Annotated in this window: 6 protein-coding genes; all 6 read right to left on the minus strand. The window is 74.6% G+C overall.

What is annotated here, in order from left to right; translation table 11 throughout:
• Nucleotides 1–15: 15 nt before the first annotated feature.
• Nucleotides 16–9,303, minus strand: coding sequence for an SDR family NAD(P)-dependent oxidoreductase (locus tag JOF41_RS17325; RefSeq protein WP_209620284.1), 9,288 nt, complete (start codon nucleotides 9,301–9,303; stop codon nucleotides 16–18).
• 24 nt (nucleotides 9,304–9,327) lie between these two features.
• The gene (asnB, locus tag JOF41_RS17330) at nucleotides 9,328–11,298 is read right to left on the minus strand and encodes an asparagine synthase (glutamine-hydrolyzing) (protein WP_209620287.1); all 1,971 of its coding nucleotides are present in this window, start codon (nucleotides 11,296–11,298) and stop codon (nucleotides 9,328–9,330) included.
• A gap of 5 nt (nucleotides 11,299–11,303) precedes the next feature.
• On the minus strand, nucleotides 11,304–11,582 hold the full coding sequence (locus JOF41_RS17335; RefSeq protein ID WP_209620290.1) for an acyl carrier protein: 279 nt from the start codon (nucleotides 11,580–11,582) through the stop codon (nucleotides 11,304–11,306).
• Nucleotides 11,575–13,143, minus strand: coding sequence for an ACP S-malonyltransferase (gene fabD, locus JOF41_RS17340; RefSeq protein ID WP_209620293.1), 1,569 nt, complete (start codon nucleotides 13,141–13,143; stop codon nucleotides 11,575–11,577). Before fabD ends, JOF41_RS17335 begins: the two co-directional genes overlap by 8 nt.
• 32 nt (nucleotides 13,144–13,175) lie before the next feature.
• Nucleotides 13,176–13,826, minus strand: coding sequence for a nitroreductase family protein (locus tag JOF41_RS17345; protein ID WP_229796303.1), 651 nt, complete (start codon nucleotides 13,824–13,826; stop codon nucleotides 13,176–13,178).
• 524 nt (nucleotides 13,827–14,350) lie between these two features.
• Nucleotides 14,351–15,406: an ATP-grasp domain-containing protein gene (locus JOF41_RS17350; protein WP_209620296.1), complete on the minus strand. Its 1,056-nt coding sequence runs from the start codon at nucleotides 15,404–15,406 to the stop codon at nucleotides 14,351–14,353.
• Between the last annotated feature and the right edge of the window lie 12 nt (nucleotides 15,407–15,418).

The following is a 15,418-nucleotide window of genomic DNA, read 5'->3' on the forward strand; positions in this document are numbered from 1 at the left end:
GGGCGGGGAACGGCCTCAGACACCGTTGAGCGCATCGGGGCTCTCCCGGTCGGCCAGGACCGCTTCGAGCAGCGCGGCACGCGCGTCCACGTCGAAGGAGCGGAGCGCGGGTGCGGGTGCGGGCGTCTCGGGCACCCAGTAGCGCTCGCGCGCGAACGGGTACGCGGGCAGCGGCACGATCCGGCGGTCGCCGGACCGGTGCAGGTCCGACCACCCGACCACGCGGCCCTCGCACCACAGCGCGGCGACGCGGTGGAGGTCGCCGTCGCGCACCGCGGCCACCGCCTCCGCCTCCGGCGTGCGGTCCCGGAGCACGGCCGCGCCGCGACTGCGGCGCAGCCCGCCGGTGCGCAGCCCGCGGCGGCCCGTCCCGGAGAGGAACGCGCCGAGCCCGGCGACGACGTCCTCGACGCTGTCGGCGACGAAGCCGAGGCGGTGCTCCATCTCCTCGCGGCCCACCTGGAGCGTGAACGCGAGGTCCGCGAGCGACGGCGGCCTGCCTCCGGCGAGGGCGCGCACGAGGAAGTCGCGCAGCGCTTCCGCCCTGGCGCGCAGGCGATCGGCGTCGCGCGCGGACAACACGATCACTTGGGAGCCGTGGACCGGCTCGGGTTCCGGACGCGCGGGCGGCGCTTCGAGGACGACGTGCGCGTTGACGCCGCCGAAGCCGAAGCTGCTGACCCCGGCGCGCAGCGGCAGCTCGCGCCCGGCGCCGTCGGTCACCGGCTCCCAGCGGCGCGGCTCGCGCACCACCTCGAACCCGCTGCCGTCCAGCGCCAGCTGCGGGTTGAGCCGGTCGCAGTGCAGCACGGGCAGCAGTTCGCGGTGGCGCATCTGCTGCAGCACCTTCAGCACACCCGCCAGTCCGGCCGCCGCTTCCGCGTGGCCCATGTTCGCCTTCACCGAACCGAGCGCGCGGACCCGGTCCGGCGAGCCGCCCAGCTGCCGGTAGGCGGTGGCCAGCGCGTCGACCTCGACCGGGTCGCCCAGCGCGGTGCCGGTGCCGTGCGCCTCGACGTAGCCGACGGTGTCCGGGTCGACGCCCCGCATCGCCGCCCGGACGACCTCCGCCTGCGCCGCCGCGTTGGGCGCGGTGAGCGATGCGGCCCGGCCGCCGTGGTTCTCGGCGCTGCCCAGGACGACGCCCCGGATCGCGTCGCCGTCGCGCAGGGCGGCCGCCAGTGGCTTGAGCAGCACCGCCGCGGCGCCCTCGGCGCGGACGTAGCCGTCGGCGGCGGCCGAGAAGGGCTTGCACCGGCCGTCCGGGCTGAGCATCCCGGCCGCCTGCGTCGCGGCGAAGGTGTCGACGCTGAGCAGGAGGTTCACCCCGCCCGCGACGGCCATGGCGCAGCGCCCGGAGCGGATGGCCTCCACCGCGCGGTGCAGCGCGACGAGCGAGCTGGAGCAGGCGGTGTCGATCGGCTCGCTCGGCCCGCGCACGTCGAGCAGGAACGAGATGCGGTTGGCGAGCACGGCGTGGGAGTTGCCGGTCGCGGTGTAGCCCTCGGGCGCCACCCCGCTGGCGTTGAGCAGGTGGTGGTAGTCGTGCCCGGACACCCCGAAGAAGACGCCGGTGTCGGCGGGCAGCCGGGTGGGCGGGTAACCCGCGTCCTCCAGCGCCGTCCACACGGTTTCCAGCGCCAGCCGCTGCTGCGGGTCCATCAGCTCCGCCTCCAGCCGCGACACGGCGAAGAAGTCCGCGTCGAACCGGTCGACGCCGTCGAGCAGTCCGGCGAACTTCGGGAAGTCCGCGCCCGCCACGACCTCGGCGTAGCGGTCGTCGAAGCGGTCGCCGGGGTAGCGCGAGACCAGGTCGTCGCCGGAGCGCAGCCGTTCCCAGAAGGCATCCGGGTCGTCCGCGCCGGGGAAGCGGCCCGCGACGCCGATGATCGCCACGGCGCCGTCGTCACCGGCCTGCTCCTCCGGAGCGGGCGGCGCGGGGAGCGCGGCGGGCGCGGCGGCCGTGAACGCGGGGGACGCCGGGGTCTCGGCCTGGCTGACCTGCCCGGCCAGCTTGCCGACCAGACCGCGGATGTTGGGGAACTCGAAGAACACCGAGGGCCGCAGGTCGATCCCCAGCCGGGCGCCCAGTTCCGCCGCCAGCGAGGCCAGCGTGATCGACTCGAAGCCGAGGGCGGGGAAGTGCGTGTCCAGGTCGACCTCGGCCACGCCGGTCCCGAGCAGTTCGGCGACCGCCTCCCGGACCACGCCCGTCAGCCGGTCCCGGCCGCCGTCGCCGGGCCGCCCGGCGTCCGGGGCGTCCGGCGTCGCGCCGAAGTCGGCGTCGGTGAGCAGGCCGAGCACCCGGCCGGTCCCGTCGAGCAGGCGGACGGCGAAGACCGCGTCCCCGGTGCGCTCCAGCAGGAGGGCGCGCGTGCGGTCGAGGTCCCGGCCGACCGCCGAACCGAGCCGCCGGATCGTGACGTCGGCGTCCGCGCACAGGTGCTGCACGCCCTGCACGAGCCCGATGAACACCCGAGCCGGGATGCGGACGTTCCGCTTCCCGGAGTCCTGGCAGGTCGCGGGCTCGGCGACGTGCACGAGGAGCCTGCCGCCGACCTCCGCGACGCCCTCGACCACCTTCGCGTACGGCCGGGGGTCCACGCCGAGGCCGGCGAGCCGGGCGTAGAAGGCGTCCCGGTCCAGCGACGGGGGCGCGGTCACCGCGGGCTCGGTCCCGCCCCCCACCTCGGAAGCGGGCACCAGCTCGGCGCTGAACAGCGCGGTGCCGTCGGCGGCGCGCAGCTCCACGTGGTGCGCGGAGCCCCGCGTGCCCAGTCGCCAGTCCAGCGGCTGGGCCGCGTCGGGAGCGGGCAGCGCGCCCCACCGCGCGTCCCGGACCGCCCACGGCCCGCCGTCGAGGCCCGCCAGCTCGGCGAAGGCGAGCGCGCCGTCCACGAGCGCGGCGGTGGCGTACCGGCGTTCGCGCCGCACCGAGTAGACGTAGTCGAGCAGCTCGTCGCCGCGCGGCACGAGCCGGTAGCGGATGCCGGTCAGGTCCGACCGGTTGACCCCGACCCACGGGTGCTCCCGCCGCGCGAACGCGATCGGGTCGAGCACGCTCGGCGCGTCGTCGAAGGCGGGGTACCAGCACCGCACCTTCTCGAACGGGTAAGGGGGCAGCGAGAGCTTCGCCGGGCGCTCGGCGGGCGGCCAGAGGACGTCCCAGTCCACCGCCGCGCCCTGGGTCCAGCAGTCGGCCAGCGCGGGCAGATCCGCGTCGGCCAGCGCGCGCGCCACGGTCGCCGCGTCCGGTGCCCGGTGGACGGCCATGGTGTTGGCGGTGAAGCGGACGCCGTCGGGCACCTCGACCTCGCCGGTCCAGTCCAGCTCCGCCAGCCGCGCCAGCCCGGTCGCGGCCGCCGCCGCGTCCTCGGCGACGAACGCCAGCCTGCACGGCAGCTCGTTCCTGCCGGTCTGCAGCGTGAACGCGAGCGCGTCCAGGCCCGGCCGCTCGGCCAGCACGTGGGCGTGGGCGTCGCGCAGCACCCGCCCGAGCGCCTGCGGTGTGGTCGCGGAGAACACCAGCAGGCGCGGTCGTCCAGACTCCGGCGCGCCGACGACCGCGGCGTCGTGCTCCTCGACGACGATGTGCACGTTGGCGCCGCCCGCGCCGATCGACGTGACGCCCGCCCGCCGGGGCACCTCCCGCCCGTCGATCACCGGGCGCGACCAGGGCGCGCGCTCGCGCTGGACCACGAAGGGGGTCTCGGCGAAGTCGATGGCGGGGTTGAGCGTCTCCGAGTGCAGCGACTCCACCAGCGTGCGGTGCTTCAGCTGCAGCAGCACCTTGGTCAACCCGACGATCCCCGACCCGGACAGCAGGTGCGCCACGTTGGACTTCACCGAGCCCAGGGCGCAGAAGCCCCGGTCGGCGGTGTGCCTGCGGAAGGCCGTCGTCGCGCCCTTGATCTCGATCGGGTCGCCCAGCGAGGTCGCCGAGCCGTGGCCCTCCAGGTAGCTGATCGTGCGGGCGTCCACCCCCGCGTCGTCGAGGGCCTTCTCGATGGCGCGGGCCTGCTGCGCCGGGCTGGGCACGGTGAACCCGTTGCGCACGCCCGCGTTGGTCGCGCCGGTGCCCCGGATCACGCCGTACACGTGGTCGCCGTCGGCCACCGCGTCGGCCAGCGGTTTGAGCACCACCATCCCGACGCCCTCGCCGAGCACGGTGCCGTCGGTGCCCAGGCCGTAGCTGCGCAGGACCTCCGCTGACTTGCTGGTGAAGTGCGCCTGCGAGGTCGCGATCAGGTCGTAGGGGTGCAGCATCAGGTTGATGCCGCCGACGACCGCCATCCGGCACTCCCCCGCGCGCAGCATCCGCACGGCCACGTGCACGCAGGTCGACGACGACGCGCACATCGTGTCCAGGAACATCGACGGCCCGGTGAAGCCGTAGAAGTAGGACAGCATGTTGGCGAACACGCCGGTCTCGCTGCCGCTGGTGGACGTGCCGCGCAGGAGCATGTTCTCGAAGCCGTAGAGCGAGTAGCTGTTGTTCATCGAACCGACGAGCACGCCGACGTCGCCCTGGTAGCGCCGCTGGATCGTCTCCCGCGAGTAGCCCGCGTCCTCCAGCGCCGTCACCCCCGCCTGCAGCAGCAGCCGCACCTCCGGCGACATCAGCTCGGCCTGGCGCTGGGAGATCGAGAAGTAGCGCGGGTCGAAGGCGTCGATGTCCCGCAGGAACGTCCCGGTCCTGACGACGGTCTTGCCCGGCACGTCGCGCTCGTCGAAGTACAGGTGGTCGTGGCGCCACCGCTGCGGCGGCACCGGCTCGAAGCTGTGCCGCCCCTCGCTGAGCAGCTCCCAGAACTCGGCGAGCGTGTCGGCCCCCGGATAGCGGCCCGCCATGCCGATCACGGCGATGTCGTGGGTGTCCCGCCCGTCACGTGGCCGGTCGGCGATCCGCGCCGGGCGCGGCGTCCCGACGACCGCGACCGGCTCGGGCCGCGCCTCGGGCTCGGGCTGCGGCTCGGTTCGCGACTGGGGCTGCGGCTGCGGCTCGGTTCGCGACTGGGGCTGCGGCTGCGGCTCCGTTTTCGGCTGGGGTTGCGGCTGGTCGGCCGCGCCGAACAGCTCCCGCACGCGCTCCCGGTGCTCGGCGAGCAGGTACCCGGCCACGCCCCGCAGGTCGACGTGCTCGAAGAACAGCGTCTTGGGCAGCGAGCCGAAGTCGTCTTCGAGCCTGCTCGTCACGTCCACGGCGATGAGCGAGTCGATGCCGTAGCGCTCCAGCTTCTGGTCGGGCCGGATGTGCTCCGGCTCCTGCCCGGTCAGCTCGGCGAACAGCCTGCACAGGTGCTCCTCGGTCCGCGCGGCCAGCGTCCGGTCGTCCACCTCGGGCCGGGCGGGGGCCGTGGGCACCGCCGGGGCCGCAGGGGCAGCGGGCACGGCCCGCGCGGGCCGCTCATCGGCCGTCAGACCCGCGTAGCGGCGCAGCTTCGCCGCCTCCCCGTACAGCACGACGCGCTGCGGCGGGGCGTCGACGAGCAGCGCGCGCTCCAGCGCGGCCAGCGCCGCGTCGGTCGGCAGCGGAACGGTGCCCGTCGTCTTGCGCAGGTACGCCTCGGTCGCGGCGTCGACCCGCATCCCGCCGTCGGCCCACAGCGGCCAGTCGACGACGCGCACCGGGTAATCCGAGGCCCGCGCGGCGTAGGCGTCGAGGAACGCGTTCGCCGCCGCGTACCCCGTCTGCGCCGCGCTGCCGAACGCCCCCGCGACCGAGCCGAACAGCAGCAGGAAGCCCACGCCGAGCTCCCGGCAGGCGGCGTCGAGGTGCGCGGTGCCGTCGAGCTTGGGCGCGAGCACCGCGGTGGCGGCCTCGGGCGGCGTGGCCACCAGGTAGCCGTCGTCGAGGACGCCCGCCGCGTGGAACACCCCGTCGACACGGCCGAACCGCTCGCGGATCGCCGCGGCGGCAGCCCGGACGGCGGCCTCGTCGGTGACGTCGACCGGCTGGTAGTCGATCCGGTCGCCGTAGCGCTCCCGCAGCGCCTCGACCTCCGCGCCCGCCGGGCGGCGGCCGCTGAGCACGACGCTCGCCCCGTGCCGCTCGCACAGGTGCGCGGCGAGCAGCCTGCCCACGCCGCCCGCGCCGCCGGTGATCCAGTACACGCCGCCGTCGCGCAGCAGCGATCCGCCGCCGTCGCCGGTCGGGGTCAGCGCCACGCTCTGCCGCGCCAGCCGCCGCCCCGAGCGGTCGTAGGCGACCTCCGGGCCGTCCGCGGCGGCCTCGGCGCGCACCAGCGACACGAAGCCCTCGACGTCGTCGGCGTCGAGCCCGTCGACGAGCACGAGCTTGCCACGGATCGCGGGGTTCTCCTTGTGCAGCGACTTCAGCAACGCGCCCAGCGGGGCGTGCACCGGGTCGTCCGGTGCGCCCGGCGCGACGACCAGCACGGTGCGGGCGGCGGGACCGGGCCGGTCGAGCAGTGCGCGCAGGTGCCGGTAGCAGGCGTCGAACACCGCTCCGGCGGCCTCGGCCGGTCGGCGTCCGGTGGTGCGGGGCAGCGGGAGGACCTCGGCGTCCAACTGCCGCGCGGCGGACCGGGCGTGCGCGTCGGCCAGGACCGCGTTCAGCACCACCAGCGGCGCGGTCGCACCGGTGCCGTCAGCGGGCGCGGGCCGCCAGACCTGGCGCACCTCCAGGAGGTCGCCCTCGGCCGCGGCGGCGGGCAGCGGCCGCGACGTGTAGCCGCGCAGCCGGGCGCACAGCACGCCGTCCTCGTCGTGCACGTCGATGTCCACTTTGGACTTGTCGTCGGCGCCGCGCACGACCGCCCAGCAGGTCCGGCCGACCGGGGCGTGCAGGGTCAGCTCGTCCAGGGCGAAGGGCACCGCCGCGGCGGTCGGGCGACGCCAGCCGGTCCCGTCCGCGCCGAGGGCGAGGACCGCCTGCAGGGCGCTGTCGAGCACCACCGGGTGCAGCCGCCACCCCGGCGCGGCCTGCGCGGGCACCGCGATCCGGGCGAGGACGCCCTCAGGGCCTCGCGCCACCTCGTCGAGCCCGCGCAGCGCGGGTCCGTGCAGCACACCGCTGGTCCGCAGCGCCGCGTAGCCGTGGTCCACGTCGAGCCGGTCGGTGAACCGCGCCCGCAGCCCGGCCGGGTCGGTGCGCCCACCGGTGGCCCCACCCGCTTCCAGCCTGCCGGTGGTGTACCGGTTCCCCGCGTCGTCGAGGACCGCGAAGTCGACCCCGTCGCCGCTGGGGACCAGTCGCAGGCGCACGTCCAGCCGCTCGCCGGGAACGGCCAGCGGCCGGACCCAGCCGACGTTGCGCAGGCTCGGCACGGCGGTCGGCCGGACGCGCTCGGCGGCGGCGAGGACGAGCCCGAGCACCGCGACGCCCGGCACGACGGGGGTGCCGTTCACGACGTGGTCGCGGATGACGTCCTGCCCGGCGTGGAAGGTCAGCGGGAACGTCCAGCCACCGTCCTCCTCGCGGCCCTCGCCCAGGGACGGGTGTCCGGGCTCGGGAGCGTCCAGCGGGCGGAACCAGAACGGGGTGCGCGCGAAGGCGTACCCCGGCAGGTGCACCCGGCGACCGGTGGCCTGCCAGGCCGACCAGTCCACCGGCAGGCCGTGCGCCCAGGCGCGGGCGAACTTCTCGGCGCGGCCCTGCTCCACCCAGCGCGCCGCCAACTCGGCCAGGTCGGCCTCGTCCAGGCCGCCCACGAGCTCACCGTCCGGTTCGGCGTGCCCGCGCAGACCGCCCTCGGGCAGTGCGCCGTCCCGCGCGAAGCCCTCCAACTGCCCGGCCCAGGTCCCCAGGTCGCGAGCGCGGAACACCACGCGGGAGGGCATCGGCACCCGGCCGTGCCGCAGGGTGTGCGCGACGTCGGCCATGGACGGCGCCCCGCCCTCGGCCAGCCGCGCGCGGGCCCACGCCGCGAGTCCGGCGCAGGTCTCGCGCAGCCGCTCGTCGTCCATCGCCGACACCGGCAGCCACTGGTCCGCGTCGGCGGGCGGGGTCGGTTCGACGGGCGGCGGCGACTCCAGCACGGCGTGCGCGTTCGTGCCCGCGAACCCGAACGAGCTGACCCCGGCGCGCAGCGGCCGCCCCTCCGGCGCGGTCCAGTCCGAGAGCCGGTCGACGACGCGGAACGGGCTGCCGGTCAGCGTGATCAGCGGGTTCAGCCGCTCGAAGCCGACCGTGGCGGGCAGCAGGCGGTGGCGCATCGCCGCGATCACCTTGAGGATGCCCGCGACGCCCGCGGCGCCTTCGAGGTGGCCGATGTTCGTCTTGACCGAGCCGATCCCGCAGTGCTGCTCGGCGCCGGTGTCGCCGAGCTCGGCGAACGCCTTCTTCAGGCCGCGCACCTCGATCGGGTCGCCGACCGGGGTGCCGGTCCCGTGCGCCTCCACGTAGCTCACCGTGGCCGGGTCGATCCCGGCCCGCCGGTAGGTGTCGACGATCAGCTGCGCCTGCGCGTCCGGGTTGGTCACCGTCAGCGAGCTGGTGCGCCCGCCGTGGTTGGTGCCGACCCCCTTGATGACCGCGTGCACCGCGTCGCCGTCGCGGCGCGCGTCCGCCGCGCGCTTGAGCAGCAGGACACCGCCGCCCTCGCCGCGCACGTAGCCGTTCGCCCCCGCGTCGAAGACCTTGGCGCGTCCCGTCGGGGAGAGCATGCCCGCCTTGCTGAACGCGATGAAGTGCCGGGGCGACCAGATGAGGTTCACGCCGCCCGCGAGCGCCTGGTCGCAGTCGCCCGCCACGAGCGCCTGCACCGCCTGGTGCACCGACACCAGCGAGCTGGCGCAGGCGGTGTCGTTGACCACGCTCGGGCCGCGGAAGTCGAAGTGGTGGGAGACGCGGTTGGCGATGACCGCGTACGCCGCGCCGGTCGGGTAGTAGGCGTCGATCGTGTCGAGCTCCCGCTCGACCAGCTCGGCGTAGTCCCAGTGGCACACGCCCATGAACACACCGGTGCGCGAGCCCGCGAGCCGGTCCGCGCGGTAGCCCGCGTCCTCGATGGCGTGCCAGCTCAGCTCCAGCGCCATCCGCTGCTGCGGGTCCATCAGCCGGGCCTCGCGCGGCGAGACCCGGAAGAAGTCGGCGTCGAAGCACTCCACGTCGGCGACGAAACCGCCCCAGACGCTGCTGGTCTTGTCGCCGTCGCGGCGCGGGTCGCCGGCGTGGTCGGCGGCGCGCCAGCGCTTCTCGGGCACCTCGCTGATCAGCGAGCGCCCCTGCGCGAGGTTGGCCCAGAACTCGTCGATCGTCCGCGCGCCGGGCAGCCGCAGCGCCGCGCCGACCACGGCGACGTCGGTGTCGGCGACCGGGTCACCGCAGGTGTGTGCCATGAGAGTTCCCGTCTTCCGTGCCGGTCAGGCAGGCAGCGCGCTCGTGCGGCGGTCGACCACGTGCAGCCCGCAGCGCAGCGGCGAGCGCTCGCGCGCCTGTCCGCGCACGAACCAGTGGTGCAGCCAGAACAGCGAAGCCAGCAGGGTGAACGCCTGGTTCTCCTTGGTCCCGACGCGCTCGGCGGGACCGTCGAAGACCCGGTCCACGAGCGCGCGGGTGAACCGCGGGTCGAGGACGCCGATCTCGTCGAGCACGGTCGAGTCGGTCAGGGTGTCGCGGTAGTCCGGTGCCGCGCGCACGAAGGCCGCGCTGTCCGTGGCGCGGTAGGGGAACTTGCCCTTGGCGACCACCCGCTGTGGCAGCACGTCCGCGTAGGCGCGCTTGAGGAGGTACTTCTCGTCGAACGGGTCGCCGAAGCGGTGGTTGACCGAGGCGGCCAGCCGCACCACCGCCGGGTCGAGGAACGGGCAGCGGTTCTCGACGCCGTGGCCGAGGGCCATCCGGTCGCCCTGGGTGGACAGCAGGTACCCGGCCAGCAGCGTCCGGAACTCCAGCCACTGCGCCTTGCGCACCGGTGCGAGGGCGTCGTAGCCGGGTTCGGCCGTCACCAGCCGCCGGACCGCCTGGAAGGGGTCGGGCGCGTCGCGGAGCAGGCGCACCGCGAAGCGCCCGTTCTGGAACCGCATCTGGTGGGAGAACAGGCCGGGCAGGCGCTCCTCGGTGAACTGCCGGTACAGGCCCAGCATCCGGCGCGCCGCGCCCTCACCGGCGAAGTGCGGCAGGTACGGGTAGATCCGCGCGATCCGGTCGAGCCGCGTGTCCTCGTCGAGGTCGTGCCACGCGGTCAGCAGCAGCACGTCCTTGAAGATGCCGTAGCCGAGGAACGCCTCGTCGGCGCCCTCACCGCTGAGCACCACCTTGATCCCGGCCTGGCGCACCTGCTCGGCCAGCAGGTACATCGGCACGAACGCGGTGCGGAAGGCGGGCACCTCGGCGTGCCTGACCGCGGCCGGGAACGCGCGCACCACGTCCTCGTCCCGGATCCGCACGGCGTGGTGACGGGTGCCCAGCCGCGCGGTGAGCGCGGCCTGCTCGGCGGACTCGTCGACCGCGGCGTCGTCGAACTCGATGGAGAACGTCCGCAGCGGGCCGGGCTGCCTGGCCGCGGCCAGGTGCGCGATGATGGAGGAGTCCAGGCCGCCGGAGACGTAGACCCCGACCTCGACGTCACTGCGCAGCCGCACGTCCACGGCGGCGGCCAGCTCCGCGCGGATCAGCTCGACCGCGTCCCGCTCGGACTCCGGCGCCGGACCGGGCTCCAGGTCGAGCGTGGCCCAGCGGCCGCGTTCCACCCGGTCGCCGCGCAGGCGCAGGTACTCGCCCATCGGCACCTGCTCGACGCCGTGGTAGCCGCTCTGCGCGGGCAGCGGCGTCCAGGTGGCGAAGATCGAGGCGAGCTGCTCCTGGTCGAAGCGGAACCGGAAACCGGGGTAGGCCAGGAAGGCCTTCATCTCGGAGGCGAACAGCCAGGTCCCCTCGTGGCGCGCCACGAACAGCGGGCGCTTGCCGAACCGGTCGCGCACCAGGGTCAGCTCGTCGGCCGCCGAGTCGTAGACGGCGAAGGCGAAGGCCCCGTTGAACCGGGGCAGGCACTCGCGGCCCCAGGTCAGCCACGCCTGCAGCACGACCTCGGTGTCGGAGTCGGTGTGGAACCGGACACCGCGCGCGCTCAGCTCCCGGCGCAGCTCGCGGTAGTTGTAGAGCTCGCCGTTGTAGCACAGCCACCACCGCCCGTCGGCGCTGCCGATCGGCTGGGAGCCGTTGGCCAGGTCGATGATGCCGAGCCGGACCGTGCCCATGACGAGCCGGTCGTCCAGGTAGCACCCCGCCTCGTCCGGGCCGCGGTGCTCGATCTGGCGGAGCATGCCTTCGATGAGGTCCCGGTGGCTGCCGGAGGGCAGTTCGCCACCGTAGGCGCCGGCGATTCCGCACATGCCCGCTACCGGCCGTCCTCGCCGTGGGCGGCGCTGGGCACGGCGCTCGCCTCGACCAGCTCCACGATCGCCCGCAGCGACACCCGCACGGAGTCCAGCAGCTCCTCGCCGAGCTCGACGCCGTAGCGCTCGTGGAGGTGGTTCATCAGCGCGATGTAGCCGAACGAGTCGAGCACGCCTGCCTTGAACAGGTCGGTGTCCTCGGTGATCTCCTCGCCGAACCGGATCAGCGCCTCGGACTCCAGGTAGTCCTTCAGCTCGGCGGTCAACGTCGCGTCAGGCATGGGGTGCTCCCTCGATCAGGTGGGCCAGCTCGGCCCAGTGGCCGCGGATGAAGAAGTGGTCGCCGGGAAGGCGGTGGCGGGCCAGTGGTTCGGTGCTCTCGCGCTGCCAGGCGCCGATCTCCGCGTCGGTGAACGGCTCCCGGTCGCCGGTGACGACGGTGATCGGCACGTCCAGGGGCGGCTCCTCGCGGTGGGCGTACCGGCCCAGCAGCGTGAAGTCCGCGCGCAGCACGCGCTCGTAGTGCGCCATCAGGTCCTCGAACTGCCGCAACTGCTGCGGCACGCCGCCGAGCCGGTCGAGGTGCGCCCAGAACGCGTCCCCGGTCAGGCGCCAGGTGTCGCGCTCCCGGCTCGGTATCGACGGCCCGCACTCGCCGGAGACGACGAGCCGCCGCGGCAGGGGCAGGCCCTCGGCCCGCAGCGCGCGGCAGACCAGGAACGCCAGGCGCGCGCCGAGGCTGTGACCGTAGACGGCGTAGGGCTCGTCGAGCCTGCCCCGCAGCTGGTCCACCAGGTCGGCCACCACCGCGTCGACATCGGTCAGCAGCGGCTCGGCCACCCGCCTGCCGCGTCCCGGCCGCTCTAGCGGCACCACCTCCAAGTCCCCGGTGTGCCCGGCCAGCGCGCGGTAGGCGTTCTCGTCCCCGCCCGCGTAGGCCACGGTGAACACCCGGCGCGGTCGTGCCTCCGGCGCGGCGGGCGCGCCCTCGATCTGGCGCACCATGCGGGTCAGCACCCCGGTCCCGCCGATCTCGCGGAACCGCGCGCCGGGCAGCCCGCGCAGCACCGAGCGCACGCTGTCCGACCAGCGCACGGACCCGGCGATCTGATCGCTCAGGGTCCGCGCCACCTCGCCGTCGCGGTACGGGCGGGCGGTGACGTTGGCGATCACGGTCCGGGTCAGCGGGCCGAACCGGAAGCCGCGCAGGAAGGCGGCGAACTCGTCCCGCGCCGCGCGCATGTACCGCGAGTGGAAGGCGGCCGACACGCGCAGCGCGGCCACCCGGACCCCGTGCCCGGTCAGCGCTTCGCGCGCCCGGTCGATGTCCTCGGCCGGGCCGGACAGCACGTTCTGCGTCGGGGTGTTGCGGTTGGCCACGTCCAGCGTGGTCAGGTCCTGCTCGGCGAGCAGGTCGGCCAGCCGCTCGGCGGACATGCCCACCACCGCCAGCATGGCCCCGCCGCGCTGCGCGGCCATCAGCTCCGCCCGCTGGGCCACGATCTTCAGCCCGGTCTCGAAGTCGAACGCCCCCGCGGCCAGCAGCGCGTTGTACTCCCCGAGGCTGTGCCCCAGCAGGACGTCCGCCTCCGGCTCGCCGCGGGCCACCCGGTCCCAGTAGGACAGCGCGTTCACGACGTAGAGGGCGGGTTGGGTGTAGCGGGTGTCGTCGAGTCGGTGGTCCGGGTCTTCCAGGCACAGCCGGGCGATGTCGTAGCCGAGCACCTCACCGGCGAGGGCGGTGTGCTCGGGGAATCGGTCGAACAGGTCCGCACCCATCCCCTTGGCCTGGGTTCCCTGGCCGGGGAAGAGCGCGACGCTGGTCCCGTCGGCGACCGGCATGGCTGTTCCCGCTCTCCTCCTGGTGTGGCTGGTCAGCACAGCGGGTGGCCCCAGGTGTCGAGGAAGGCCACCGCCTCCAGCGGCTGGCGGACCGGGGGCCGGAAGTCGGTGGTGGTCGTGTAGGCGACCGGCAGCAGGCCGACCTGGGTCACGTCCGCGGGCAGGCCGAGGATCCGCGCGGCCTCGGCCTCCCGGTGCAGGTGCAGCGTCGTCAGGACGGTGCCCAGGCCGCGTGCCCGCAGCGCGAGCTGGAAGCTCCACACCGCGGGGTAGATCCCGCCGTAGAACGAGGTCGACTCGACGTTGCCGGAGGGCCGGGGCCCTTGCACGCAGGGGATCACGAACACCGGGACGCGGTCGATCACGTCGACCAGGTGCTGCACCGAGGTGATCATCCGGCGCACCGGCGGGTAGTCGACCGCGGCGCCCAGCCGCTCACGGGTCTGTTCCAGGTAGACCTGGCCGACCTCCCGGAACAGCTCGCCCAGCTGCTTGCGCCGCTCCGCGTCCCGCACGACGATCCAGCGCCACTGCTGCTGGTTGCCCGGCGACGGGGCGTAGGTGCTCAGCCTCAAGCAGGTGGTCAGCACCTCCTCCTCGACCGGGCGGTCGAGGTCGAGCTTGCGGCGGACCGCGCGGGTGGTGCTCAGCACGTGGTCGACGCTCGCGACGTCGATGTTCATCGCTCCTCCTGAAGGCGTGTCCTGAAGGCGTGCGAAGTCGGCTCGTGACAGCGCGGTTCGCGCCGGGCGCGGCGCGAAGTGCCGCGCGAATTCACCGGAGCCGGATTCCCCCGCCGTCCGGGCGCGCTGTTCGGCACCGCGGCGGGGTTCAGGGCCGCGACGTGCGCGCCCCACCCCTGGCCACCGTTCCCGCGTGCGTGCGAGTCCCCGGCACGCGCAGCGGGCGACGTGTCAGCGGTTCGGTCCTTCGCCGCCGACGCGCGCACCGGCCCGCGTCAACCGGCTCACGCCGAAACCGGTGGAGACGAGCGCGGGCAAAACCGTCCGAGACACCTCGGCAACGCGCGCCTCGAGGTCCCACGGAATCGTGTCGGCGGATCCGCCTCGCATGTCACCACTTCCTCTGCTCGGTAACGACAGAATTCATGGTCACAGCCGTGGTTCCCGTTTTCATTCCGCCCCCTATACCTCTCTGTACCTCCCCGCGGGTATCGGGTCCGGTGGGGGGTGGCGGTCGTCCCGCCTCACGACCAGAGGCGGTGGCGGGCGAGGTCGAGGCGCTCGGCGACGAGTTCCGCTGTCGGTCCCTCGGCCAGCACGCGCGGCCCGGACGTCCCGTCCTGGTCGCAGGGCGGTTCGGCGCCGGGCAGCCGGAAGAACTCGACACCGGCGAACCAGCGGGCCAGCGGCGGGTGGACCGGCACGCCCGCCAGCGCGCGGAACAGCTCGGTCTGCACGTCGAACCCGGAGGTGACCTCGATCAGCCTGCGGATCTCCCGGTGGCCGAATCCCGGTCGGGACCGCACGATCCGGGGACCGTGGTCGGACAGGACCACCCTGGTCTGGGCCGGGCCGAACTCGTAGCCCACCAGGTCCAGCATCGCGGTGACGGTCGCCCGGACCCGCTTCGCCTCGGGCTCGTCCAGGACCGCCGGGTGCAGGTAGCGCACCCCGTGCGCCGCGACCTGCCTCGCGGTGATGCCCACGACGCGGTGCATGCCGTCGTGGGTTAACGTCGTGACCACCACCTGCGGCCCGGCGACGAACTCCCCCACCGCGAACGGCCCCTGGCCGTCCCCGAGGCGGCGCACCCACTCATCCAGCTCCACCTCGGACCGCACGACCGCTTCCCTGTCGGCCGACCGGATCACCGCGGGCGGGCCGATGTCGGCGACCGCCTTGGGGACGTCCGCGGCGTCAGCCACCGTGCGGGTCCGCACCATCGGGTGGTGGCTCGGGGCGAGCACCTGCTCCAGCCGGTAGTCGTCGGCCAGCACGCGGACGGCTTCGAGGTCCTCGGCCCCGGTGACGCCTGCCGCCGGAACCCCTTCGGCGTCGAGCACGTGCGTGATGCCGTTGCGCCGGACCACCCCGGTGACGGCGTCGGCGACGGCGACCTCGTCGTGGGAATCCACCGGTGTCGTCCGGTCGGCGGTCAGCAGGGTGAACACCGCGTGCTGCGCCTGGTCGACGACGAGCCACAGGTCGAGGCCGCAGCGCGCCGCCTTCCGGGCGAAGGGCAGCGAGGGCAGGCAGAGCAGCAGCCTGCAGGACGGCGGCCCGGTGGGTTCCACGTTCACGACGGCACCTCG

The organism is Saccharothrix coeruleofusca, assembly GCF_017876325.1.
Classification (GTDB): domain Bacteria; phylum Actinomycetota; class Actinomycetes; order Mycobacteriales; family Pseudonocardiaceae; genus Actinosynnema; species Actinosynnema coeruleofuscum.

Coding starts and splice junctions, on each gene's coding strand:
- JOF41_RS17325 (WP_209620284.1), bottom strand. CDS start 9,303: ATGGCACACACCTGCGGTGACCCGGTCGCCGACACCGACGTCGCCGTG.
- asnB (WP_209620287.1), bottom strand. CDS start 11,298: ATGTGCGGAATCGCCGGCGCCTACGGTGGCGAACTGCCCTCCGGCAGC.
- JOF41_RS17335 (WP_209620290.1), bottom strand. CDS start 11,582: ATGCCTGACGCGACGTTGACCGCCGAGCTGAAGGACTACCTGGAGTCC.
- fabD (WP_209620293.1), bottom strand. CDS start 13,143: ATGCCGGTCGCCGACGGGACCAGCGTCGCGCTCTTCCCCGGCCAGGGA.
- JOF41_RS17345 (WP_229796303.1), bottom strand. CDS start 13,826: ATGAACATCGACGTCGCGAGCGTCGACCACGTGCTGAGCACCACCCGC.